Below are 25,360 nucleotides of genomic sequence, written 5' to 3'. Positions count from 1 at the left end.
CAGCTTTTACCGACTTACTATGACCCGTGAGAGTTTTCAGTTCCCGGCCTGTCTCGGTGTCCCAGATTTTCAGGGTATCATCCCTTGAAGCGGAAATCGCTGTTTTACCGTCGGGTGCGATCGCCACTGCTGTTACCCAGCTACTATGACCCGTGAGAGTTTTCAGTTCCTGGCCTGTCTCGGTGTCCCAGATTTTCAGGGTTTTATCATTGGAAGCCGAAATCGCTATTTTACCTTTGGGTGCGATCGCCACTACTGTTACCCCGGAACTATGACCCGTGAGAGTTTTCAGTTCCCGACCTGTCTCGGTGTCCCAGATTTTCAGGGTATTATCCTCTGAAGCCGAAATCGCTGTGAGTCCATCCGGTGCGATCGCCACAGCTTTTACCGACTTACTATGACCCGTGAGAGTTTTCAGTTCCCGGCCTGTCTCGGTGTCCCAGATTTTCAGGGTAGAATCCTCGGAAGCGGAAATCGCTGTTTTACCGTCGGGTGCGATCGCCACAGCTTTTACCGACTTACTATGACCCGTGAGAGTTTTCAGTTCCCGGCCTGTCTCGGTGTCCCAGATTTTCAGGAGGGTTTTATCCGAAGATGCGGAAATCACTGTTTTACCGTCGGGTGCGATCGCCACTGCATTTACCCCGGAACTATGACCCGTGAGAGTTTTCAGTTCCTGGCCTGTCTCGGTGTTCCAGATTTTCAGGGTATCATCCCTTGAAGCGGAAATCGCTGTTTTACCGTCGGGTGCGATCGCCACTGCTGTTACCCAGCTACTATGACCCGTGAGAGTTTTCAGTTCCTGGCCTGTCTCGGTGTCCCAGATTTTCAGGGTTTTATCCGAAGATGCGGAAATCGCTGTTTTACCGTCGGGTGCGATCGCCACTGCTAGTACCAAGGAACTATGACCGGTGAAAGTTTTCAGTTCCCGGCCTGTTTCGGTGTCCCAGATTTTCAGGGTATTATCCCCGGAACCCGAAATCGCGGTTTGGCCGTCTGGTGCGATCGCCACTGCACTTACCTCGGAACTATGACCCGTGAGAGTTTTCAGTTCCCGACCTGTCTCGGTGTCCCAGATTTTCAGGGTTTTATCCGAAGATGCGGAAATCGCTATTTTACCGTCTGGTGCGATCGCCACTGCATTTACCCTGTTACTATGACCGACAAGCGTCCGCAGTGCTCCTTCTCCAGGCCGTTCTAAATTAGCCTTCAAAGGTCGCAACCAAGGACGATCTTTCGACTGCTTTGCTTGTGCCAGCATCCCCTGAATTGCAGGTGTTTCAAAATCAAACAACCTCCCCCATAAATGCTCTACCAGTTCCGTTTTATCCTTCTCCAAAACGTGCGCCGACTTGCGAATTGCCCCTTGAATCAATCTCAGAGTGTGACCTTGCTCCTCCGACAGCAACAGATCAGAAATTCTCGCCAAATCGTAATCATCAATTAGCGCTTGTACCCCCAAAAATTCCAGTTTCATCTCAATAAAACCGAAATCCGTCAACCAAGCACAATAACGGTCAACCTTCCCCCCTTTCGCAAATCTCTTCGGTTGGTATTTCAGCAGCAAATCTTGATCTTCCTGACACTGCTGCGCCAACCACAAACCTAAATCGCTCATAGCGGCGCTCCTACTGTAGAGTTATCAATAATGTCATCGTTAATTTCTTCCAGTGTTAGTCCAGCCGACTGCACAGTTTCATCCGCTTCGAGAAACTGCCGAAAACTGTTGTGATAGATAGTGTATCGAGTTTCCTTCCCTACTTTCTCCTGTCGCAAAAACGAATTCCATTTTACGAGCACCTGCTGTACGTTCATCACATTTTTCTCGCCGGCAGATCTAGCCAACCAGCGACAAGAAACTGCTTCCTCAGCTTGCGACAGGAAATAGATAATCCTAACCTTCAATTCCAGCAGAGGATCGTCTTCCCTGCCTTTCATCTGTCCCCAGTGTTTTTGATAATATTCCTCCAAACCCGCTGGCAAATCATTTAAATTCACATCATTGTACGTGCCGCCTTCAATTTCATCCAGAATGTAGCGGAGATAGATAAATTTCTTTTCGCTTTTTTCAGCTACCGCCGTCACAAACTGTTCCCGCTGCAAATTTCTACCCTTAATCCAATCCTGAATTAACTGACTTCTCTCCGTGCGTTTTGCCAGATAAGCCTTGACATCTTCGAGACTTTCGGCACTGTATTTCATCAAATCAAAAACCGTCTTGTTAGCTGTCGGCATTGTCAGAAATTCCGGCCGCTTGGAAACAATAAAATAAACGTTGTCCGGCAAATCATTAGGCAAATACGAAACATTGCTACCGCTAGTTTGAGCCTTCCAATCAACTTCATCCAGCGCATCCACCACAAAAATAATTTTTTTGTCCCTGCTAGACTTAGCGCTAACTTCCTTCAGCAAATCGCCTAGAAAGTTGTTATTTTTCAGTGCGTTTTCCGGCAGTCGCGGATACTTATCTTTAAGGCCAAAACCTTCAATCAACTGAGTGCAAGCATTTTCCAAAAAAGTTTCAGCGCTGATAATTCCGTCCGGTTGCGAGTTGAAATGAGTAACGCAGCGGCGCTTCAACATCACCACACAAGCAGCCATAATCGCGCTTTTCCCAACACCCGGTTCCGCTTCCAAAACAAAATAGCCTTTTTGCTTCGTCCTCAGAAACTCATTAATTGCTTCAAACACAAATTTCCGACCGGTAAAGTCTTTAATTCTGTCCTGAATAATCGTCTCTGACTTAACAGGAATCGGCAAACCGGGTGCAGTAGGATCGATATATCTTTCCAGCAATACCCGAATCTGCGCCAAATCGTCGCGGATGCCAATTTCCATCGCGCCCAATTTCGCCATCACCTGACAAATATGTTCGCGAGTCGCCACCGCCTCCAACTTGTCCAGAATCTCCCCATTTTGCAGCCCCAAATCCTTGAGATCCGCCAAAGCAATTTGGTGCAGATTCAACAGCATCGCCGCAAACTTTTCTCCTCCCTGCGCCGCATCTCGTTTCAGCACTTCGCGGTACGCCTGCGGAAAAGTTTCGTACAGTCTTTGCGCCACAAATTCCACGATTTCTGCATCAAAGGATTTCCCCTCGCTGGCGGCGAATTCCCCGATGAATCTTGCCCAATCTTCCGGTGTCAATCCGGTAACCCGATCGAACTCCGCAGCATCCGCCGAAAAAATCAGAGTCAGTTGCTCTTCGGAAATATTTAAACCCCTTGACAAATCAACCCCTTCTGTGTTAATGTTCTGCCAATATTCAGGAGTTTTTTCGGCTAATTTATCTAAATCCCTAGTAGAGGAATTTTTACTAAGGGCTAGTGCGGTAAACTCAGGTGACTTAGTAGCAACATTTTTGAGAATATAGCCGAGCGCCTCACCAGCAGCCTTAATCAAATCGTGATTGTCAAGAATATTCGGATTTTTTGCCAACTTTTCGGCCATCCGATTTCCCAAGTCGTTAGCCGCCATATTCCCCGCAATACCGCCCGCGATCGTTGCTAAAATAGCAATCCCCCCAACGACGGGATTGGCCATCACACCCAATGCTGCTGTCACACCCGGAGTGGCGATCGCGCTAGCAATCATTGGCGCAACACCCATCACCGCACTCCATCCCAGTACCCGAGTTTTAGTATTAGCTAAATCAACTAACGACATAATTTAAATATTCCCCGCACTTTGCAATAGTTTAGCGCGACAATATAATTAAATACAAACTTAATTAATCTCACATCTTTCATCATTCTTAGGAACAGGCAAGATGCCTGTTCCACAATCACTAAATTTTATTGTGGAGTCGGCGTCTCGCCCGCCCCAAAATACAATCTTCTCTTAAGAACAGGCAAGATGCCTGTTCCACAATCACTAAATTTTATTGTGGGGTGAGCCGAAGAGCCCGCCCCAAAATACAATCGACCCGCCCCAAAAATACAACTGTATAGCGGTTCTCAGAAAAATGAGGTACGTAGTTGGGCTTGGGCCCTCTTAGTTTAGTGGTTATATAAGCTGTCAGTCATACCTCATCTTTTTGAGAAAGGCTATATATTCAGTCGTCTTTAGACTACTTTAGCTACGAGACAGGGGTTTTAAACCCCTGGCGGCCCCCGCAACAACCTAACGGCCCTGACAACCTCCTCACACCCCCGTAGCAAACTCGCCACCCCAACAATTTGTAAAGTTTTTTATATATCCGATCGCACACCTTGTATTTAACGGATAATGTCTGTTTATTTATTTTTCAACCCCAGCGATCGCCCTAGCAAAGTATTTACTTTTCTTTACAAACAGCAGATATAAAAACGGCGCGACAGGTAAAAATTTCGTTGTAGACTTTAAATGCGCCGCGCGATCGATTAAAGTAAAAAAAATGGCTTTATCCGTTTATTCATCGCAAAGGAAACAAAGCTCATGGTTCAACGCGGTTCTACAGTTCGGATTCTCCGCAAAGAATCCTTCTGGTATCAAGAAGTGGGCACCGTTGCTACGGTAGACCAAAGCGGCATTAAATACCCAGTTATCGTTCGCTTTAACAGCGTAAATTATGCAGGCGTCAACACCAACAACTTCGCCCAAAGCGAATTAGTGGAAGTAGCAGCCCCCAAAGCAAAAGCGAAAACAGGGACTCCAGTAGCTTCCGGCGGCAAACAAACCACGCTGGACGAGAAAACCCGCAAAACCGGCAGCGGTGGCGCCCCCCAGCAGCCGAAAACTGCCACGGACAGCAAACCGGGCGCCGAAGTGACCGGCAGCGTCGAAGGTTCGCCAAATCAAGGAACAGAACAACGCTAATTGTGCCAGAACTGCCAGAAGTTGAAACTATTTGCCGGGGTTTGAATCAAGCAACCCTCGATCGAGAAATTTTGGGCGGCGACGTGTTGCTAAACAGCACGATCGCCCGCTCAATCTCTGCGACCGATTTTTTGACAAAACTCAAAGGAAAGTCGATCGCATCTTGGTACAGACGCGGCAAATACCTCCTGGCAGAACTATCTCAATACTCGGAAGGAGAGGGGGAGAGGGGGAGAGGGGGAGAGAGGGAGAGAGGGAGAGAGGGAGAATTTCTTGCCCAAACTGCTGAGAATTCTGAACTTCCCTCTTCCTTCTCCCCTCTTCCTTCTTCCAAACATCCGTTACATCCGTTACAGAATCGGTTGCCGAACTTCCTCCTTCCTTCAAAAGCCGGCTGGTTGGGCGTTCACCTGCGAATGACAGGACAACTGCTGTGGGTGAACCGATCCGAACCCCTGCAAAAACACGCGCGAGTCAGGCTATTCTTTGAGGGAAATCAAGAATTGCGGTTTGTAGACCAGCGCACCTTCGGGCAAATGTGGTACGTGCCCGCAGACACCGAGGTTTCCAGCACAGTCACCGGTCTGAAACTTTTAGGGCCCGAACCGTTTTCAGACGAGTTTACAACAGAATATTTGACCCGCAAGCTGCACCGGCGGGCGCGACCCATAAAAACAGCTTTGCTAGACCAGTCACTGATAGCGGGTTTGGGCAATATTTACGCAGACGAAACTTTGTTTTTGTCGGGAGTGATGCCGACAACTCTCTGTGCGGATTTGACCGCCGACCAAATTGAGCGCATCCATACAGCTATTATTCAAGTTTTACAGAAGGCGATCGCATCCGGCGGCACCACTTTTAGCAATTTTCTCAACGTCCAAGGTGTCAACGGCAACTACGGCGGCGTCGCTTGGGTGTACAATCGCGCCGGCCAACCCTGTCGCACTTGCTCCACAACCATCCAACGTATAAAATTAGCAGGGCGATCGACTCATTTTTGCCCGGTTTGTCAGATATAGGAAGAAGTCAGTAGTCATTAGTCAGTAGTCAACAGTCAATAGTATTGTAGGGTGCCACGGCTCCTTTCTCGTTTCCCTTGTAAGCATAAGTGTTCTAGCTGACGCACCCTACAGGTCTCGTTAGTGGTTTAAATGCTCCACAGCTTAGTCATTAGTCAGCAGTCAACAGTCAATAGACATCCCCCATAATTCTTGTGGAACAGGCATCCTGCCTGTTCAAAACCTGCTTTTTACTTCTATGTCTAATAGTCAACAGTCAACAGTCAACAGTCAACCGTCAACAGAAAGAAGTGCTGGCATGGCAAATCTAGATTAAAATTTGTATAGTTTTTTAAACTAGACAGAGCAAGTTATGGCAATCAAGAAAGGCAGCATAGTTCGCGCTGTACGCGAAAAATTGGAAAACAGTCTCGAAGCCAAAGCCAGCGATCGGCGCTTTTCCTCCTATATATTTGAAACAAAGGGCGAAGTGATGGATGTTCGCGGCGACTATGCCTTCGTCAAATTTGGCAAAGTCCCTACTCCGAATATTTGGCTGCGGGTAGACCAACTCGAAGATTTTAAGTAACAAAGCTAACATTAAACATCGCTCTTTTCAATGTAAAGTAGGGTGCGAACTCCGCACCTTACCAAACTCAGCTAAAATCTAAAACCTAAAATCTAAAAATCTAAACATCGCTCTTTTCAATGTAATAGACCTCTTGCAAAAATAACTAGGACGGGCAAGATGCCCATCCCACAAAATTTTTTTTCTTGTGGAATGGGCCGGAGAGCCCGTTCCAGAATTTGATTAAAAGGATTTTTGCAAGAGGTCTAATGTAGGGTGCTTATGGCGCACCTTACGAAGACTCACCTAAAATCTAAAATATAAAATATAAAATCGAATGACTTCTCCCAATTCCACCACCCTAAATTGTCCTTCAACCCGCGTCTCAATTATTGGTGCAGGCAAAGTCGGCAGTACCTTAGCCCAGCGAATTGCCGAGAAAAATCTGGCAGATGTAGTATTGTTAGATATTGTGGAGGGTTGGCCGCAGGGCGTTGCTTTGGATTTGATGCAAGCAAGGGGAGTCGAACGCCACGATCGCCAAATTGTCGGTACAAACGATTATAAAGATACGGTCAACTCGAACATCATCGTAATTGCCGCCGGAGTGCCGCGCCAACCAGGTATCAATCGCGAAGATTTAATTAAAATCAATGCTGCAATTGTCACCAAAGCCGCAAAAAGCGCGATCGCCCATTCCCCCGAAGCAATCTTAATCGTCATCACCAATCCCCTAGATATCATGACTTATTTAGCGTGGGAAGCTGCTGATTTACCAAAACACCGAGTCATAGGTATGGGGGGAATTCTCGACTCCGCCCGCTTTCAAACTTTTATTGCAATGGAATTGGGCGTTTCAATTGCTGAAGTCACCGCAACAGTCATCGGTTCTCACGGCGATTTAATGGTTCCTTTGCCCCGCTATTCCAGTGTCAACGGTATTCCCATCGCTCAACTTATGGATGCTGGGGCGATCGATCGAATCGTACAGCGGACTCGCCACGGAGGCGCAGAAATTGTCTCATTGATGAAGACTGGTAGTGCCTATTTTGCACCCGCATCTTCTGCCTGTTTGATGGTAGAATCAATTTTACTCAATCAGTCGCGACTCTTGCCTTGTTCAGTTTATTTGCACGGCGAATACGGCGTACAAGATATATTTTTGGGAGTTCCCTGCCGCTTGGGATATCAGGGCGTCGAACAGGTAGTGGAACTCGAACTCAGCGATACCGAAAGAGCCGCATTTATCGAGTCTGGCAAATTGGTGGCGCAAAATATTGAGGAAGCGAGGGTAATACTGAAAACTGCGCGTTAAGCAAGTAATAGCTAGTCAATAGATAGTGGAAGAAACTCATCGCGACAGTTCTAAGTGTTCCTCGATATTAACAGAATAAACTGAATTTACGAGGGTACTTCCCATTCATCAATATCGACAGCATAAAATAATTAGAATGCCAGGAAATTATCTCAAAGATTGGATAACCCCACAGGCTGTATCAAATAGAATTTAGGAAAGATAAATCGAGAATCAGCGAAAACTAGATAAAAGGCGATCGGCTCAAGTTAAACAAATTTTAATAGAGGCGAGTCCAACAGGATATTCGATCGCTTGCGCCCAGGAAACCATCGATCGAGTGTGCGGTCATAATAAAAGGGTGACAGTTATAACCGAAGGCAAGCGGAAAAAATGTCAAAATTAGTCAGAAGGTTCTGCGTGTTCCCGCCATGAAACTTAGTTTCTCGTTTCCACTTTCGGAGCTTCCCTGACTTAATTACCTTAAGCAACCGGGTTTAGGCGTAAGTTTTGTTACTATAATTCTTAATAATTGACAATTTATGCCGTAGCAAATCACCGCCCGTTTGGTCAGTAAATATACGGAGTTAAAATACTCAATAGACCTCCCAATCGCCAAAAAATACGTAAATGCAGCGTGAGTAGCTGCTAAGTGCTAGCAGAAAAAGCAGAATTTGCCCTTTTGATTTACCAGGCTCAACTTGCAGAGCGCTATGGGGATGCCATGTACATCGATATCAAACCGCAAAATAACTAAAGCAATAGCATTATGTTTCATGAATACCTGTATCAAGAAGTAACCAACCTACGGGAAAAGCTAGCTCACCTAGAAAGAGAAACGCAGTCTCAAACCTGGTTCAAAAAGCTGCAAGCGCTGATCGGAGTGATTGGCAAAATTCGCGAATCCCTAAACTTAGAAACAATATTCAAAATCACAGTCACTGAAGTCCGGCAACTCCTAAATGCCGATCGAGTTGCCGTCTACCGCTTCCTCCCCGAGTCCGAATGGAACGACGGCGAAATTGTATCAGAAGACGTGCTGCCCCAGTACAGTTCCTGCCTGGGAGCCAAAGTTCACGATCGCTGCTTCGGCGAACAATTTGCAGCCAACTACGCTAAAGGTTCCGTTCAAGTTGTCAGCGACATCTACACAGCGCGGTTGAACCCGTGCCACCTCAAAATCCTCAAGCAATTTCAAGTCCGAGCCAACTTAGTCGTACCCCTGCGGCAAGGGCAACACCTCTGGGGATTGCTGTGCATTCACTCCTGCGGCCAACCCCGCGATTGGCAGCAAGACGAAATCGAATTTGCCAGACAAGTAGGCGATCATTTAGCAGTTGCAATTTATCAGGCCCAATTGCACTTGCAAACCCAGAGGCAATTAGCAGAAATCGAACTCGCGCAGCAGCAACTGCGCGAAAGCGAGCAAAAATACCACCAAATTCTCGATTCGATCGCCGATCTAGTATTAGTCAAAGGCCCTCAATCAAAAATCGTGTGGGCTAATAAAGCATTTCGCGATTATTACGGCATGACTCAAGAGGAACTTCAAGGAATCGTAGACGCACCTTTGAGCAATCCCGACCATACTCTCCAGTACATTAAAGATGACGCCTTCGTATTTGAGACTGGACAGACTCTAGAAATTTCAGAAGAACCGATCGCGCGGCACGATCGAGAAGTGCGACTGTTTAGTACAGTCAAAACACCCATCCGCAACGAAGACGAGCGCATCACAATGACAATCGCCGTCTCCCGCGACATGACGGAACGCAAACAAGCAGAAGAAGCCGTCAAAGCCAGCGAAACCAAATACCGCAGCCTGGTAGAAACCTCCCAAGACATGATTTGGTCGGTCGATGCGACTGGACGCTACACCTTCGTCAACCCAGCAGTTAAGTATATATACGGTTACGAACCAGCAGAAATGCTCGATCGACCATTCTCGGACTTTATGACACCAGAACAAGCCCAGAAAGATTTAGCAGTTTTCGCCCGCCTGTTTACCGGAGAATCAGTTTTTCAGCACGAGACCACCCAAATTGCCAAAGACGGTAGCATCAAACATTTGATGTTCAACGCGATCGCCCTGTACGACGCAACCGGAAACTTCCTCGGTACCACCGGTACAGCTACCGACATTACCGATCGCAAGCGCGCCGAAGCAGCATTGCAACACGCCAACGCCGAACTAGAACGCAGAGTTGAAGCCCGCACCGCCGAACTGCGCCAGACTTTTAGCGCCCTCGCCACCAGCGAAGCCAAATTTCGGACGATCGCGGCCACAATCCCCGGAGCTCTGTTCCAATTTTGCAGCAGTGAGGGAGTGTGGAGAATTGACTACATGAGCGATCGCATCGAAGATCTCACCGGTGTCACGGCAGCAGAAATGATGCAAGACTTCAACTCCTTCATTTCCCTGATCCATCCCGAAGACTTGGAAAGCTACATCGCTTCTGTCACCGAAGTCGTTGACAACTTCTCTCCCTGGCACTATGAAGCGCGGTTAGTCAAGCCCGATGGTGAGATTCGCTGGTGGCAGGGCGAGTCGATGCCCACCCGCAGCGAGAACGGCGAAATCGTATTTTGTGGCGTATTGTTGGACATTACCGATCGCCAAGTTGCCGAAACCGCCATCCGCGACAGCCAGCGACAGCTAAAAGAAGCCCAGAGACTCGCCCACGTCGGCAATTGGGAATTCAACCCAGCCACGGAAAGCGTCACTTGGTCGGAAGAACTCTTCCGCATCTTCGGACTCGAACCGGCTGCGGCTGCGCCCAGCAGAGAAGAACAAGTCGCTCTGACCCATCCAGAAGATTTAGAATTGTGGAGGACGGAAATACAGCGGGGAATTGACTTCGGCATCCCCTACGATTTTGACTACCGCTTTTACCGTCCCGACGGCACCTTGCGACACCTGAACGCCGTGGGCAAGGCCGAAATTGATGCGAACGGCAAGGTAATAAAACTGTTCGGTACGGCGATCGACATTACCGATCGCAAAGTCGCCGAAACTGCCCTGAGACAAGCAGCAGCCGAGTTAGAAGACAGAGTGAACGATCGCACCGCCGAACTTTCCCAAGCAGTCACTCAGTTAGAACAAGAAATCGGCGATCGCAAACAGGCAGAAGCAGCCCTGCAAGTTTCCGAGCAAAACCTGCGAACCATATTTAACAATGTCTACGACGCTATCTTCATTCACGATTTAGAAGGTAACATTCTCGATGTAAACAATCGAATGTTAGAAATGTACGGAGTCAGCCAGGAACAAGCAACAAAATTATCAATTCAAAACGACTATTCAAGCGACGACACTCCGAGCGCACAAATGGCAGAACTTTGGGCAAGAGTATTAGCAGGAGAAACCCCCCGCGTGGAATGGAAAGCAAAGCGTCCCAACGACGGTTCAACATTTTCTGTAGAAGTCGCCCTGTCCAAAATCAATCTTAACGGCAATCTCAGCGTCATTGCCAACGTGCGAGATATTAGCGATCGCAAAGCGGCGGAAGCAGAACTGAAACGCACTCAAAATTTTATGGAATCCGTGCTCAAAACCATACCCGTAGGAGTCATTGCCAAGGAAGCCCGAAAACTGCGATTTGTATTGTGGAACCCCGTCGCCGAAGAGTTGCTCGGTTTCCGTGCAGCAGAAGTTATGGGGAAAAATGATTACGACTTGTTCCCCACACAACAAGCTGATTTTTTTACCGCCAAAGACCGAGAAGTTCTTAACAACGGGCAAAATGTAGAAATCAGCGAAGAAGATGTTCAAACCAGCCAAGGAGAAACGCGAATATTTCACACCAAAAAAACAGCAATACTAGATGCTGATGGCACACCGCAATATCTATTAGCTGTCACCGAAGACATTACCGATCGCAAACTAGCAGAAATTGCCTTGAAGCAATCTGCAGCCCAACTCAAGCAGCAAGCAGATCGAGAAAAATTGCTCAACATTCTCACCGCTCAAATCCGCAATTCCCTCGACTTCGACAGCATCGTCACAGTCGCAGTTAACGAAATTCGCGCTTTGCTAAAGATCGATTGCTGCCATTTTGCCTGGTACCGCGACGACGGAGACCAGCCTTACTGGGAAATTATTAAAGAATCTCGCCTGGCCGAACTTCCCGATTTAACAGGTCGCTATCAAGCTTCCGATTTCGGTCTGATTGGAGAACAAATATTGCAGATGGAAATGCTGCGGGTGGATGATGTCGAAACAGTCGCAGATCCTGTGTGGAAACAAACCGTTAGAGCAATGGGCTACCAATCGCTATTAATCATTCCCATGCAGGCACTTTCCGGGGTAGTGAGTGCAGTTAGCTGCTGCAACAGCCGTTCTGTACGGCCTTGGAGCGACAGCGAAGTCGAATTGTTGCAAGGAATTACAGTTCAATTGGCGATCGCCCTCAACCAAGCCGATCTTTACGCCCAAACTCGCAATAAAGCTCGCGAATTAGAGCAAACATTGCAGCAATTAACCAGCGCTCAATCGCAGTTAATTCAAAGCGAAAAAATGTCATCTCTCGGTCAACTCGTCGCAGGAGTTGCCCACGAAATCAACAACCCAGTTAACTTTATTTACGGCAATCTCACCCATGCCAACGACTATACTCAAGACTTGCTGCATTTGATCGAACTTTACCAAAACCACTATCCCGATCCTGTCCCGGAAATTCAAGAGGAAGTAGAAGCTATTGAACTAGACTTTCTGATGGAGGACTTGCCGAAACTGCTTTCTTCGATGAAAGTCGGTGCAGACAGAATTCAGCAAATTGTAGCATCTCTGCGTACATTTTCCCGCATGGACGAAGCAGAAATGAAAGCAGTGAACATCCACGACGGCATAGATAGTACCCTGATGATTTTGCAGCATCGGCTCAAAGCCAAACACAATCATCCAGAAATTGAGGTGATTAAAGAATACGGTAATTTGCCGTTAGTAGAATGTTATGCCGGACAGCTAAATCAAGTATTTATGAATATCTTGAGCAATGCTTTAGATGCTTTGGAAGAGAGAGACGCGGGGCTGTCTGCCGACAAAATGCGGGAAAATCCTAGTATGATTTCCATCAAAACTGAAATGCTGGATCGCGATCGAGTGCTGATTCGGATTGCTGACAATGGGCCGGGAATACCAGAGACTGTCGGTACTCGACTTTTTAACCCATTTTTTACCACTAAACCTGTAGGAAAAGGCACTGGGATGGGCTTGTCAATTAGCTATCAAATTGTTACAGACAGACACAACGGCTCGCTGCAATGCACTTCTTCGCCGGGACAGGGTGCAGAATTTGCGATCGAGATTCCGCTGAAAGCTAACTGCTAATGGGGCATGGGGCATGAGGAATTGGTTATTTGTTATTTGTTATATAGCAACCGCTTTGGCGGTTATGGCATAAACTGGAAGTAGTCCCTCATCCTGCTGTGCGATCGCAAAACCCATCCCCAAACCCTACAGAAACCCGGAAAAAATCGCTACCCTCGCTTTCATAAAAATAACCGTTCCGTTGAGTAAGCTGTTACGCATTTAAAATAGTGGCGTTGCTGATTTACGGTATGAAAGGCTAAATATGCCAGTCATAGAAACCAGTATCGACAAAGCTTGGGGATTTTCAACTGATTTTTTTCATACCCTGATTAAGCAACGCCAAAAAAATTAGCTTAACTAAAAAAAACCGCTAGCCTTTCAGAGATGCCATAAAACCTTAAATCTTTTGAAACACTAAGAACCTATATTGAACTAATTCCTTCATCAAACACTTTTGCAGAGCATCCCCACCTACTAAAGCCTTAATATATAGAGAAAATTCCATAAAAGGCTTCAGAAAAATAACATATAAACTAATTAGAATATCTCGACTTCTTCGCAATTTCAAATTAGGTGTTAAATCAATATTTTCAATCAATTTGTAGCCGTATTTGCTAGCAATATCTTCCGCTGATTTTGTACTCATTAAAGAACTTAAAACCCACCCTTTGCGGAAAAATTCAATCAACTTTTTTTCTGATGAGTCAGCAGGTAAATTATCCGTCAGGAAGTCATCACAGATAATCAAGAATCCGTTTTTATTCATTTTATTGCTTATTTCCCTAAAAAAAGCATGGCTATCAGTAGCATGAACGAATGCTTCGACGGAATAAGCCAAATCCATCAAAGGAATATCTCGATCTAAATTTTGAAAATCTCCTTTAGAAATAAGGCAATCGCTTTTAAGATTTAATCTCTTGTAAATTTTCTTAGATATTTCAACTTGTGCCGAACTAATAGTTATTCCATAATAACAGGCCTTTGAATAGGACTGAGCGAGATAAAAAAGACTACCTCCTACTCCACATCCTAAATCAATGATAGATTCTGGTTGATGTTTCTTAATAACATCCAGGATTAAACTGTTGACAAAGTTAAAGGCATCTTCAGCAGTTGCAACTCCATTCCCCCATACCTCCCGATGTATGCCGTAAGTTTCATAATGATCGTATTTTAGAAATCGGCTGGTGTTGCGATCGTAGTATTTTTCTACTTCAATATTCATATAGCATTTTCCAAGCTAGTGAGGTACAATTAGAGAGGAATTCGCCAACTCTAAGCAAATAAAGATAAAAGCCTATTCTGTTGACCAAAGAATTCGGACTCCTTAAAAAAAATCTTCCCGCAATTGCTTTATAGACTATCAAGTGTAAGCAGGGAACGTGCATAGACATCACCGGAGATGGCGTTGACAGACAGGCTTTTGAGTTGAGCGATCATTTCCTGAGAATTAAGCCAGTTAGCTGATGGAAATCGATACGATTCACCAAACTTAGCTGGTTTCCAGTTAAACTCATAAGGTCCCAAATGGTTCAATCGTTCAATGCAGCCCAGAGCAAGGTTTATTGCACTCGGAGTGTATTCAAACGAAAGGGCACGAATAGGTTGCGACAAGCCACGCAGAACTTCGAGCTCGTTACCCTCAACATCAATCTTGCAAAAAGCGGGCTTACCATACTGGGCGATCAGGCTATCAAGGGTTGTTACCGAAACAGACAGGGTTGTATCCCAGCGCACATGAGCGAAAGAGTCAATCTGTTGAACAGCTTGCATCCAATCACGGGAGAGGGTGGTTACGGTTGGGGTACGTTGGCTCACCAACAAGGTTTCGGTTCCACGAACTGCGCCAACAGCCTGTTCGACAAGGGTAATGTGGGGATGATGACCGTACCAGCTTTTTAAAAGGTGCATACAGTGAGGTTGAGGCTCGATTCCGACAACGCGGGCATCAAGACGAGACAAAGCAAGAAGATGATTGCCAACATGGGCACCGATGTCAAAACAAAGATCGCCTGGTTGGACAAACAGTGAATAAAAGCGGGATAACTGACGGATGCGAAAGGGGATACCGTAGTACATCAATAATGAGTGAAGAATACCTAGCTGCTGCCGGAAAGATGACATATTAATTGTTTCCTGCTAATGATTCAGTAGTTTTAGTCATCGATCAATTATATAATCTGAGTCAATACCTTCGCCAATTTTTTAGAACGCCCGCAGAAGTGTTAGTGCTTTTTTGAAGAACCTAGTATTCATACAAGCAAGAGTATAACCTCCTAGTTAATGCAGCCAACATATATTTTCTTTAATAGTTGACGTCAAAATCGCAATAAAATGTGATATTACAATTTATTACGATTTATTACGATTTATTTTAAATAGGATTGAATACATACTCAACTTGCTCATGGTAAACTTAGAGCAGCAACTGTTGGGTTTTTGCGAGCCGCATGGTAAAAAATAATGGATGAATCAAGACAAATTACTAAAAGTACAGTTGAAGAAACTGTAGCGATCGCTAAACTGCCCAGCGAATTTGGCACATTCAAAATTTACGGTTATCGTAATGCTTTGGACAATTCCGAAGATGTAGCAATCGTCAAGGGAGAACCAGCCGATTTCGATCACCCTGTAATGGTAAGAATACACTCGGAATGCTTAACGGGGGACGCATTGGGTTCTCTGCGTTGTGATTGTCGAATGCAGTTACACGCAGCCCTGAGAATAATTGAGAATGCAGGTCAGGGCGTGGTACTTTATTTAGCACAAGAGGGAAGAGGCATTGGTCTCTTGAATAAAGTGAAAGCCTATTCTTTGCAAGATTTGGGACTGGATACAGTAGAAGCAAATGAACGTCTGGGATTCTCTGCTGACCTCCGGGAATACAGCATGGCGGCGCAAATTCTCAATAATTTAGGGGTAAGCAAAATTCGCTTGATTACCAATAATCCTCGCAAAATTGCTGGTTTACAAAGCTATGGTATTGAGATAGTTGACCGGATTCCCTTAGAAATTGAACCCAATGACTACAGTTCCAATTATTTGAATACTAAACTAAATAAACTCGGTCATTTATTCAAGGTTAAACATCGAAAATCTTTAGCAGTCAAGCAGTTTCACATTGACGACAATCTAGAACATATTTGGTCGGCATTGTTAGAATGCAAAGAAGTTATCAATAAGGAAATTCCCGAAATACAAGAATATTGGGCTTTTGTAGGTAATCGAGAAAACTCCTGGACTTTCCAGAAATTTGGTAGCGAACAAATACCAAAGTTTGACAATAGTGATTTCCTAATTCTGATTGATTTTAGTCAAAAATCAAATTTTGTCAATCAACTGCTTTCTCAAGTCAAATTTGCCATTGTCTTCAAAATTGGTTCTCCCTTAAAGACTGATTTTATAAAAAATGTCCAGTATTTAAAAGGAGAAGGAATCAATAAGGGATGGCAGACTTTCTCCTTGTATCTGCGAATATTAGTTGCTCAAAGAGAAGCTCGCTTAGAAAAACGTCCGTTTCTGATGGCTCACTTAGCACAGACTCTTGACGGCAAAATTGCCGCAATTAATGGGGACTCTCGATGGATTAGCAACGAGGCTAATTTGAAACACGCGCATCGTTTGCGAAGTCTGCATGATGCTGTAATGGTTGGTGCAGCGACGGCAAGTCTTGACAACCCTAAGTTAACAGTACGGTTAGTAACTGGCAAGAATCCAATTCCGGTGATTATTGAGGGACAAAAAGATTTGAACTTCGATGATTTGCAAATGATCGCTATCCATGAAAAAACCATTGTGTTGTACCCTCAAGGAAAGCAGCGTCAAAAACTACCAGAAGCAATCAAAGAGAAGATTTTGGCTATTCCTATTTCCCCTGGCAAAGATGCTGAACAAAAGCCAGTTTTATATCCTGCCGATATTTTAAAAGTTTTATATGAAAACGGCATTTCCAGTATTTTTTTGGAAGGTGGAGGACAAACCGTATCCTATTTCTTACAAACTGATTCCCTTAATCTACTGCACCTCCATTTTGCTCCGTTGCTTTTGGGTTCTGGAAGATCGAGTTTTACCCTTCCGGTTGTTGATTCTATTGGGGAAGGAGTGCGCTTTCAAATGAAGCACTTCGATCTTGAAGGGGAAATTCTGATGGAACTTTTGCCTAATCATAAAGATGTCTAAAAATTCTCAAATTTATGGATATTGGGTCGTCTCTCCTAGTCAAGGTGAAATTAGAGAAACCCCCGTGATGCAACTCTCCAAAGATGCTTTATCTCTGGAAACACTCTGTACTGGGATTAGTCCGGGTACGGAGAGGTTGGTAGGTATGGGAAAAGTGCCTGAAGAGTGCTGGGAGAAGATGCGCTGTTTGTATATGGAAGGTAGTTTTGCCTTTCCTTTAAAGTACGGTTACAGTCTTGTTGGTCAAGCTAATACAGGTAGTGAAAGGGGTAAACGATTCTTTGTCATGCACCCCCACCAATCAAGGGTTGTGGTGGCACACTCAGATGCTTTAGAATTGCCTGACTGGTTGCCTAGCCAGCGAGCAACTTTAATCCCAAATATGGAAACAGCTTTAAATGCTGTCTGGGATGCTAAAGTGAGTCAGAGCGATCGCATACTGATTGTTGGTGGAGGAATTATTGGTATTCTCACTAGCTTTGTCCTTAGCAAAGAGTATGGCATTCAGCCCGACTTTTTGGAACTGGATCGGCAGAGAATTCAATACCTAAAACAACTACCTTGGTTGCAAAATTCCCATTTAGCTACTGATTGTCGGGAGGGGAATTACAATATTGTTTTCCATACCAGTTCTTCCTCTTCTGGACTGCAAAGTGCAATTGATGCCCTGGCTTTTGAAGGTCGCTGTATTGAACTAAGTTGGTATGGAACACAATCGGTTTCCTTGCAATTAGGGGGTTCTTTTCATTACCAACGCAAACAAATTATCGCTTCTCAAGTTTCGGCGATCGCCAAACCGAAGCGATCGCTAATTGATTATCGTCAAAGGAAAGAACAAGTCTTAGGTTTGCTCGCAGATTCCACCTTGGATATTCTGCTTCAACCTGTGATTTCTTTTCCAGAGTTGCCAAATTTCATGTCGTTGTTATATCAACGTCAAGCCCATCCAGTGTCACCGTTAGTTGAGTATTAAAATCATGTTTTCTGTTGCAGTAAAAGACCACGTTATGATTGCCCACAGCTTCCAAGGTGAAATTTTTGGACCCGCCCAAAAGCTACACGGAGCTACCTATATCGTCACTGCTCAATTTAAAATAGCCAAGTTAGATGAAGATGGTTTGGTGATTGATATTGGTAAGGCGATCGCCATTCTCCAAGAAATTCTCGCCCCTTTAAATTACCAAAATCTAGATGATTTAGTCGAATTCAAGGGCATAAATACAACAACAGAATACATGGCATATTATATCCACCAGCAAATCAGCAAAAAAGTCAGTCCATTTTTCCAAGGTATTCTCAACATCATTCTGGAGGAAAGTCATATTGCCTGGGGAAGCTACGAAGCAGAGGTATAAACCAAACATGATTTACTTTATTCAGCCTAAACTAAGTTTCATATCGGGAGGATCGCTCTACAATTTAGAAATTGTCAAGCGATTGGAGCAGGAAGCGATTGGTAAGAATTTTTTCTATTCCTTAAATGGATCTGTTTCCGAGCTTCTACAGCATTTGAGTGTTTTGCCTTCTAATTGTATCTTTGTAATTGACGCGCTCTATTTGACGATTCCTGAGTTCAAAACTTCCTTAAAGCAATTTCTTCCCTATGCTCAACGGACTTACCTGATGCTCCACCATCTTGAGTCATTGAATACCTACTACTCGACTGAGGAAAAGAAAGCGCTCTGGAGTGATGAAGCGCAGTGGTTAAGAGCTATGAAGGGTATTATTGTTCCTAGTTTCCAACTGCGGGATTATATCTTAATGGGAGGCATAGAAACAGATAAAATCGTCGTAGCATTTCCAGGTATCGATCCAGCTCAAGCTTCCCATTTGGCTAATCTTAAAGACCGCTCGGAAAATGAGCAGATAACTCTAATTAGCATAGGAACCTTGTATCGGCGCAAAGGTCAACTTGAATTAGTGGAAATGTTAGCCCAGATGAAAATAAAGAATTTTAGGCTGCATTTAATTGGTGACAGCGAACAAGAAGCCAATTACACAGAGAAGATTCTGGGGTCAATCAAGCGTGCGGGACTGAAAGATACCGTAATTGTCCATGGCAGTATTCCTCAGAAGACTATGTTGGAGTTGTTGTCCCAGTCCGATCTTTATATCTCCCCATCTACCTATGAGAGTTATTCTATGGCTACTGCTGAAGCTGTGGCTCACGGGCTACCAATATTAGCTTATGCAACTGGAGCAATTAGTGACTGGATTGAAGATGGAGTCAATGGGATAGTGATTGAGCTAGGTAAGCAGGAACAATTTTTTACGGCACTCAGAAGGCTGCTTAAAGAAGATCGTCATGAACTTAATCAATTACGGAAAGAAGCTTTTAATCGTACCTTGAATCTATCCTTTAATACTTGGGATAAAACTTATCAAGATTTTTTGCAAGTATTTACAAATAATTTACGATCGGACTTACGCAAAAATTAGCCAGCAGGATGCTCGCACTACATATAAGCAGGACTTACGCAACCCATTTTCCCAAACCCTAAAGGGCGAAGCTATACAAGCAAAGCCCGCCTGCGCGACTTTAGATAAAAGCCTTCTGAAATTCTTTTTTGTAGGAAATCAAATGACTGATAATGTAATGACTAAGAACCAGCAATTAGCCCAATGGCTAGAACTGCGTATTCCTTATGATACCATAGCCCGTAACCCTGTTGTTGAAGCAAGCTGTCAGCAATACTTAAAAAAACACAAACACCTGAGAATTGTTGATTTGGGGGCTGGTACAGGTGCTAACTGTCGTTACTATCTGAGCAAATTTTCCCAAGATCAGGAGTGGTTTCTGGTTGAACAAAATCAAGAACTCTTGGAAATTGCTTTTGCTAGTTTAGCATCTTGGGCAGTCAAAAATGGATATGATTCAAAATCTCAGTTTTTAAGATTAAACTTGGAAAACCAAGTCCATAAAATTACTATTCAGGGAATCGTTGGTTCTATTTTAGAATTAGAAAATCTAATAAATTTAGAAACCATCAACTTGGTTGTTGCTAATGCCGTTTTCGATTTATTTAGCAAACAACAATTTCAGATTTTCCTCAAATATCTCAATAAGTACCAATTGCCCATTGTGACTACTCTTAATTATACGGGTATGAATTTTACTCCTCAAACCGATGAGGATGCGGGCTTTATTAAATACTACGATCGGCATATGCAGCGCCCTCAAGACTTCGGCAGAGGCATGGGATCTGACTGCGGTGCTTTTATGTGGGAAGCAATGCAGGGGATTGGGATGAAGGGATTGCAGGGAGAAAGTCCCTGGGAAATCAGTGGTAGCGATCGCATTTTTCTTCAGTTACTTTTAGGGTTTATGGAAGCATCGATTCCAGAAATTATTGAAGAAGAAAGTTTACAACAAAAGTTCAAAAGCTGGTTGAGTCAAAAACAACAAATGATTGCTCAAAAGCAACTAAGTTGTAATGTCGCGCATCAAGACTTTTGGGGTTACTGGAAATAAGTGAAGTTTTTGATGAAAAATAAAAAATAATACAGAAGTCAGAATCAATCAGACTCCCATTGATTCTGACTCCCGATATAGCAACCGCTTTGGCGGTGATGACATAGACTGGAAGTAGTCCCTCATCCTGCTGTGCGATCGCAAAACCCATACCAAAACCCTACGGTTACGACCTCGGCTGCTACGGTCATCCAAGCCATCAAGCTTTATGGCTTGAAAAAAAGTGAAGCCAGTAAATTGTTCAATGATTGTGTACCTTATTTGTTATTTCTTCCTCTTCTTTTTGAGAACTTACAACTGCTAACTACCAATTTCCAACTGACTACTGAGAAATATGTCTTTTAAGAATTTCAGTTATCGCGTTACTGTCCAAAGGTTTAGAAAACAAATATCCCTGAGCAAGTTCGCATCCGAGTGCTCGAAGCTGTGCTAACTGTTCGACTGTCTCAACACCTTCGGCGATCGCATTCAATCCCAAATTGTGAGCCAAAGTCACAATTGCCCGCACAATTTGTAAAGGCTGACCCCCCCCGTCACCGTTTTCGATCGCCCCCAAGCGGCTCACAAAAGATCGATCGATCTTTAGCGTATCCAGCGGAAAGCGGTGCAAGTAACTCAAAGACGAATAGCCAGTACCGAAATCGTCGATCGACAATCGAATATTTCTACCTTTTAATTCAGCGAGCACAATATTGGCTTTCTTCACATTTTCCACGATCGCGCTTTCAGTAATCTCCAATTTTAAACAGCTCGGATCGCAGCCAGTTTCTGCCAAAATTTCATCTATGTGTTCGATCAAATTCGGCAGACCTAACTGTTTCGGAGAAAGATTGACGCTCATTGTTAATTGCGAAGGATCGATAATTGGTAACTGGTAATTTGTAACTGGTAATTTGTAATTTGCAATCGGAAATTGGGAATTAGAGTCAGTTGAAAAATCTCTGACTTCCTCGTTCTTACTTCTTTCTCCTTGCTGCTTCCTTCTATCCGTTAAATGCCGTACACTAATTTTTCCCGAACTTCCTCCTTCCTGCTTCCTTCTATCCGTTAAATGCCGTACACTAATTTTTCCCGAACTTCCTTCTTGCTGCTTCCTTCTATCCGTTAAATCACGTACACTGATTTTTCCCGAACTTCCTTCTTGCTGCTTCCTTCTATCCGTTAAATGACGTACACTGCTCCTTGCCCTCTTCCTTGTTCCCTCAAAATCCCTTAACATTTCTTGCCAAAGGCGCAATTGCCGGCAAGCTTCCCGCAGCACCCAGGCTCCCAGAGGCACGATCAAGCCGGTTTCTTCAGCTACAGGAATAAAAGTAGACGGCGACACTAGACCCCGAACGGGGTGCTGCCAGCGCACCAAAGCCTCAAAACCCTCGATCGCACCGCTGGCGATCGAAACAATGGGTTGGTAGTGGACAATAAAGTGCGAACATTCATTCTTGCTCGAACCTAATTCGTCCGTCCCCAAAATAGCCAACCGCAGGTCAGTTTCTAACTGCAATAGCGACATAGTTTGGTCGTGCATCGCTAAATTAAACACCTCGTGGCGGGCCTTGCCCAAAGCTTTAGCGCGGTACATCGCAATGTCAGCATCGCGCAAGAATTCTTCCGGGTGACTGTACAGATTCGATTCGCCTCTTGCGTCGGCTGCTGCGACTTCGCCTCGACTGAAAACAATGCCAATGCTAGCGGTGGTAAATACTTCGTGCCCTGCGATATTAAACGGCAGAGTCAGTTCTGTTTGTATCCTGTTAGCTGCTAGGGTGGCGTCGCTGAGGCTCTGAATGTTGTCTAGCAGGATGGTGAATTCGTCTCCCCCCAGCCGGGCGACGGTATCAGAAGCCCGCACGCAGGTTTCCAGCCGATGCGCGAGGGCGATTAGCAGTTTGTCTCCTAGAAGGTGTCCTAAAGAATCATTCACTACTTTGAAGCGGTCTAAATCTAGGAAAAGTAAACCAAATTTGTAATCGGGGGACTGATTGGATCGGCGGATGGCTTGTCCTAGCCTGTCGAGGAACAAAACGCGGTTGGGCAAACCCGTAAGCGCATCGTGAAAAGCGCCGTGCAGCAGTTGCCGTTCTACTCGCTTGCGCTCGGTGACATCTCTAATAATAATCTGGGCGGCGGCTGAGCCTTGATAAGTAGCGGGGATGCCGGCAACTTCAACGTCTATTATTTGTCCGTCGAGCCGCATCAGTTTTTCTTCGGCTAGCTCGATCGGCTTATTTTCTTCCTCGACTTGCCGAATGCGCTCTCTGGCTTTTTCCACATAGTTTGGATGGACGAAATGCAATACCGCAAAACCGATTAGCGCGGACGGTGAGCTGGCGCCCAGGAGTTTAGCGCCTGCTGCATTGATGTAGGCGATTTTCCCTTGACTGTGAACGGCGATCGCTTCGGGAGATAGTTCTACTAAACGGCGATAGCGTTCTTCACTTTCTTGGAGAGATACTATCAACTCGCAGCGCTCTTTTTCGGCTTGCTGCCGTTCGACTTCCATTTGGTGAACCGCCAGAAATTTACCGATGCTTTGAGCCATCAACTCTATGATTTCTATTTCTTGGGATTCAAAATATTTTGTCCTAATTTGTTGCGAACTAAAACTCAATGTGCCGTAACTTTTATTGTTAACAAATATTGGCGTTGCGATGTAAGCTTCCCACTTCCATTTTTGATAAACTGGATGTTCGCGCATCTCAAAATTTGCTCCCAAATGAGAACACGCAACAGTTTTCTGAAGTTCGATCACCTGAGCGCATAAAGTATCGCTGAGGTTCAATTCTAAGCCGCGCGCGAAGGATACTAAATCAGTTTTTACCGCCCGGATAATAAACTTTTCCTTCTCAACTTCACCCATGATGCCGATAGAAAGTCCAAAAATCAAACAGCCTGCTGTTAAATAATCGTCAATTAGTTCTTCAAAATTTTGATAATGATAAGTTGTAATCCGGTGCAAGTGTTTGAGATTAGCGCTAAAAGCTGCTAAAGCTTGAGAATTTAAAAATAATTCTTCTTCCGCTCGCTGGCGGTCGGTAATATCGGTTTGAACTCCAATAAAGTGAGTTAAGTGCTGGCGCGAGTTGTAAACAGGAGCAATAGAAACTTCGTTCCAAAAAGACGAGCCATCTTTCCGAAAGTTCTGCAATACAACTTGAGAATTCCTGCCTTCTTCAATAGCAAATCGCAGCTCTTCTACAGCCTCCCGACTCGTGTCTGGGCGCTGCAAAAACCGGCAATTTTTACCGATTAACTCATCTCTGCAATAACCCGTTATCCGCTCAAAACTGGGATTGACATAAATAATCGGATTGTCTGCAAGCGTCGCATCGGTAATTACAATGCCGTTGCTGCTGCTTTCGATCGCCCGTTCCATTATTTGCAAGCGCTCTTGCGATCGAATCCGCTCGATCGCCGCGGCTAACACGTTGGCGATCGCTTCTACAAAATAAACGTCATCTTGACTGAAAACCCGCCCTTGGTTGGTGTGAACCCCCAAAACGCCCCAGGCCGGAGAAGAGGAAGTGTTCTCCGGTTCTGCTTGTCCCAAGAAACTCTCCAGTCCCCGATTGCCGGGAACGATGACAGTGACGCCGCTGATAGCCCGGTGGTTGTGCAGCAGCGGCAACTCGCTAAAGCGCGTTTCCACCCGCAAATCTTCGACGATCGTCGCTTTGCCCGATCGCAATGTGTAACCTGCTTGCGATCGGGCAGAAGCGGTAACAATAGCGCTGCCGACGAGACCCGGCTGCCAGCCCACCCCCGCTCGCAGCATAAAAGCATGGCCAGAGGGCAAAAGTTCTAACAACTGACAATAATCAACGTCCAGCGTTTGAGCAATTAAAACCGCAGCTTTGTCCATCAGTGCAGACAAATCTGTTTCGGCCAGGGCCTCCTGCCCCAAGTAAGCGACGGCCGCTTGCTGGCGGGCCCGCAAGTGGATTGACGCGAGCAATTCCTGCTCCTTGGCGGCGGCTCGCTTGCGATCGGTAATGTCGCAGAACACCGACAGAACAGCTCTTTCCGACCGCAATGTCAGATACCGCATCGATACAGTTGCCCAAAACAGCGTGCCGTCAGTTTTTTTGAGACAGACTTCGGCCTCGCGGACGTGTCCGTTGCGGGCGAGCCGCGACAGCAGTTCCTGGCGGTCTGCGGGGTTGTGGTAGAACATTTCGGCTTTTTGGCGCTCGATCGACTTGAATGCTGGGAGCCCGAAAGCCTGACGGCATAAATCGTTGCTATAAAGAATTGTCCCGTCCGCCAGACTGCTGACGATCAGGGGCATCGGCATCGAGCTAGCGATCGTCAGCAGTAATTCTGTGGTTCCTTGCAGCTCTTTGTACAAGTCTGGCTTGGAGGCACAGCCCTGACAGGTTTCAGAGTTTTCAGGGATAAAACTTTCCATTTTTCAATCGATCCATTAGCAGGACAACTTTTTTAAATTTGTGGTAAATGACGATGGAAGATGCATAGGACGATCGACAGTAGCCCACAATACATTAATCTTAACCAGAACCATGCACCTGAACGCGCCAAAACCGATCGGCTGGAGTTTGATATGCTCCACTCGGGAGTGGAGAGAACACCTGTCTTTGTTATTGTAAAACTTCATTAAGTTGGTAAGCGGTTATAAGCAATCGTGGTAATATGTAGTCAGGAGGTCGAAAATGAAACTACCTGACTACGCCAAAGCGATAGGCATAAGTTACACAACTGCATGGCGGTGGTGGAAAGCAAACAA

General features: G+C 45.2%; 15 protein-coding genes and 1 pseudogene. 11 read left to right on the top strand and 5 right to left on the bottom strand.

What is annotated here, in order from left to right:
- The coding region (locus QUB70_RS16640) for a WD40 repeat domain-containing protein (protein ID WP_332981999.1) at positions 1–1,618 on the bottom strand (1,618 nt) is incomplete at its 3' end.
- Positions 1,615–3,666 carry an ATP-binding protein gene (locus tag QUB70_RS16635; protein ID WP_332981998.1) on the bottom strand — a complete coding sequence of 684 codons (2,052 nt, stop codon included), beginning with the start codon at positions 3,664–3,666 and terminating at the stop codon, positions 1,615–1,617. The genes QUB70_RS16640 and QUB70_RS16635, both read right to left, overlap by 4 nt.
- Positions 3,667–4,416: 750 nt before the next feature.
- Here QUB70_RS16635 and QUB70_RS16630 point away from each other — a divergent pair.
- The 5 genes from QUB70_RS16630 to QUB70_RS16610 all read left to right on the top strand — a co-directional run bounded on the left by QUB70_RS16630 (position 4,417) and on the right by QUB70_RS16610 (position 12,986).
- Positions 4,417–4,797: a photosystem I reaction center subunit IV gene (locus QUB70_RS16630; protein WP_332981996.1), complete on the top strand. Its 381-nt coding sequence runs from the start codon at positions 4,417–4,419 to the stop codon at positions 4,795–4,797.
- Between the two features lie 2 nt (positions 4,798–4,799).
- The gene (locus tag QUB70_RS16625; protein WP_332981994.1) at positions 4,800–5,816 is read left to right on the top strand and encodes a DNA-formamidopyrimidine glycosylase; all 1,017 of its coding nucleotides are present in this window, start codon (positions 4,800–4,802) and stop codon (positions 5,814–5,816) included.
- Positions 5,817–6,168: 352 nt separating this feature from the next.
- On the top strand, positions 6,169–6,384 hold the full coding sequence (locus QUB70_RS16620) for an NAD(P)H-quinone oxidoreductase subunit O (protein WP_332981991.1): 216 nt from the start codon (positions 6,169–6,171) through the stop codon (positions 6,382–6,384).
- Between the two features lie 316 nt (positions 6,385–6,700).
- Entirely contained in the window at positions 6,701–7,678 is a 978-nt protein-coding gene (gene mdh / locus QUB70_RS16615) for a malate dehydrogenase (RefSeq protein WP_332981988.1), read from the top strand.
- Between the two features lie 748 nt (positions 7,679–8,426).
- Entirely contained in the window at positions 8,427–12,986 is a 4,560-nt protein-coding gene (locus QUB70_RS16610; RefSeq protein ID WP_332981987.1) for a PAS domain S-box protein, read from the top strand.
- Positions 12,987–13,365: 379 nt separating this feature from the next.
- Here the strand turns inward: QUB70_RS16610 and QUB70_RS16605 are convergent, their stop codons facing one another.
- Together QUB70_RS16605 and QUB70_RS16600 are read right to left on the bottom strand one after the other, a co-directional pair.
- Positions 13,366–14,193 carry an SAM-dependent methyltransferase gene (locus QUB70_RS16605; RefSeq protein WP_332981984.1) on the bottom strand — a complete coding sequence of 276 codons (828 nt, stop codon included), beginning with the start codon at positions 14,191–14,193 and terminating at the stop codon, positions 13,366–13,368.
- A gap of 128 nt (positions 14,194–14,321) precedes the next feature.
- Positions 14,322–15,092, bottom strand: coding sequence for an FkbM family methyltransferase (locus QUB70_RS16600; RefSeq protein WP_332966686.1), 771 nt, complete (start codon positions 15,090–15,092; stop codon positions 14,322–14,324).
- A 387-nt stretch (positions 15,093–15,479) separates the two neighbouring features.
- Between QUB70_RS16600 and ribA the strand changes: the two are divergent.
- The 6 genes and pseudogenes from ribA to QUB70_RS16570 form a co-directional block, all read left to right on the top strand.
- A pseudogene (gene ribA / locus QUB70_RS16595) lies at positions 15,480–16,079 on the top strand (GTP cyclohydrolase II); the annotation flags it as partial.
- A gap of 411 nt (positions 16,080–16,490) precedes the next feature.
- A complete protein-coding gene (locus QUB70_RS16590) occupies positions 16,491–17,147 on the top strand; it encodes a RibD family protein (protein ID WP_332982037.1) in 657 nt (218 codons plus the stop codon).
- The gene (locus QUB70_RS16585; protein WP_332981983.1) at positions 17,140–18,120 is read left to right on the top strand and encodes a zinc-dependent alcohol dehydrogenase; all 981 of its coding nucleotides are present in this window, start codon (positions 17,140–17,142) and stop codon (positions 18,118–18,120) included. The genes QUB70_RS16590 and QUB70_RS16585 overlap by 8 nt, the downstream gene beginning before the upstream one ends.
- A gap of 4 nt (positions 18,121–18,124) precedes the next feature.
- Entirely contained in the window at positions 18,125–18,502 is a 378-nt protein-coding gene (locus QUB70_RS16580) for a 6-pyruvoyl trahydropterin synthase family protein (protein WP_332981982.1), read from the top strand.
- 7 nt (positions 18,503–18,509) lie between these two features.
- Positions 18,510–19,586 carry a glycosyltransferase family 4 protein gene (locus QUB70_RS16575; RefSeq protein WP_332981980.1) on the top strand — a complete coding sequence of 359 codons (1,077 nt, stop codon included), beginning with the start codon at positions 18,510–18,512 and terminating at the stop codon, positions 19,584–19,586.
- A 142-nt stretch (positions 19,587–19,728) separates the two neighbouring features.
- Positions 19,729–20,619, top strand: a complete 891-nt coding sequence (locus QUB70_RS16570) for an SAM-dependent methyltransferase (RefSeq protein WP_332981977.1) — start codon at positions 19,729–19,731, stop codon at positions 20,617–20,619.
- A 322-nt stretch (positions 20,620–20,941) separates the two neighbouring features.
- Here QUB70_RS16570 and QUB70_RS16565 read toward each other — a convergent pair whose 3' ends face one another.
- Positions 20,942–25,024 (bottom strand): EAL domain-containing protein, encoded by a 4,083-nt coding sequence (locus tag QUB70_RS16565; protein WP_332981976.1) that lies wholly within the window; start codon positions 25,022–25,024, stop codon positions 20,942–20,944.
- Between the last annotated feature and the right edge of the window lie 336 nt (positions 25,025–25,360).

The sequence above is a fragment of the Microcoleus sp. A003_D6 genome, assembly GCF_036702825.1.
In the GTDB taxonomy this organism is placed as follows: domain Bacteria; phylum Cyanobacteriota; class Cyanobacteriia; order Cyanobacteriales; family Microcoleaceae; genus Microcoleus.
Note: the sequence above shows the minus strand (reverse complement) of the source record. Positions and strands in the feature narration are given on the sequence as shown.

Coding starts and splice junctions, on each gene's coding strand:
- QUB70_RS16635 (WP_332981998.1), bottom strand. CDS start 3,666: ATGTCGTTAGTTGATTTAGCTAATACTAAAACTCGGGTACTGGGATGG.
- QUB70_RS16630 (WP_332981996.1), top strand. CDS start 4,417: ATGGTTCAACGCGGTTCTACAGTTCGGATTCTCCGCAAAGAATCCTTC.
- QUB70_RS16620 (WP_332981991.1), top strand. CDS start 6,169: ATGGCAATCAAGAAAGGCAGCATAGTTCGCGCTGTACGCGAAAAATTG.
- mdh (WP_332981988.1), top strand. CDS start 6,701: ATGACTTCTCCCAATTCCACCACCCTAAATTGTCCTTCAACCCGCGTC.
- QUB70_RS16610 (WP_332981987.1), top strand. CDS start 8,427: ATGTTTCATGAATACCTGTATCAAGAAGTAACCAACCTACGGGAAAAG.
- QUB70_RS16605 (WP_332981984.1), bottom strand. CDS start 14,193: ATGAATATTGAAGTAGAAAAATACTACGATCGCAACACCAGCCGATTT.
- QUB70_RS16600 (WP_332966686.1), bottom strand. CDS start 15,092: ATGTCATCTTTCCGGCAGCAGCTAGGTATTCTTCACTCATTATTGATG.
- QUB70_RS16590 (WP_332982037.1), top strand. CDS start 16,491: ATGGCTCACTTAGCACAGACTCTTGACGGCAAAATTGCCGCAATTAAT.
- QUB70_RS16585 (WP_332981983.1), top strand. CDS start 17,140: ATGTCTAAAAATTCTCAAATTTATGGATATTGGGTCGTCTCTCCTAGT.
- QUB70_RS16580 (WP_332981982.1), top strand. CDS start 18,125: ATGTTTTCTGTTGCAGTAAAAGACCACGTTATGATTGCCCACAGCTTC.
- QUB70_RS16575 (WP_332981980.1), top strand. CDS start 18,510: ATGATTTACTTTATTCAGCCTAAACTAAGTTTCATATCGGGAGGATCG.
- QUB70_RS16570 (WP_332981977.1), top strand. CDS start 19,729: ATGACTGATAATGTAATGACTAAGAACCAGCAATTAGCCCAATGGCTA.
- QUB70_RS16565 (WP_332981976.1), bottom strand. CDS start 25,024: ATGGAAAGTTTTATCCCTGAAAACTCTGAAACCTGTCAGGGCTGTGCC.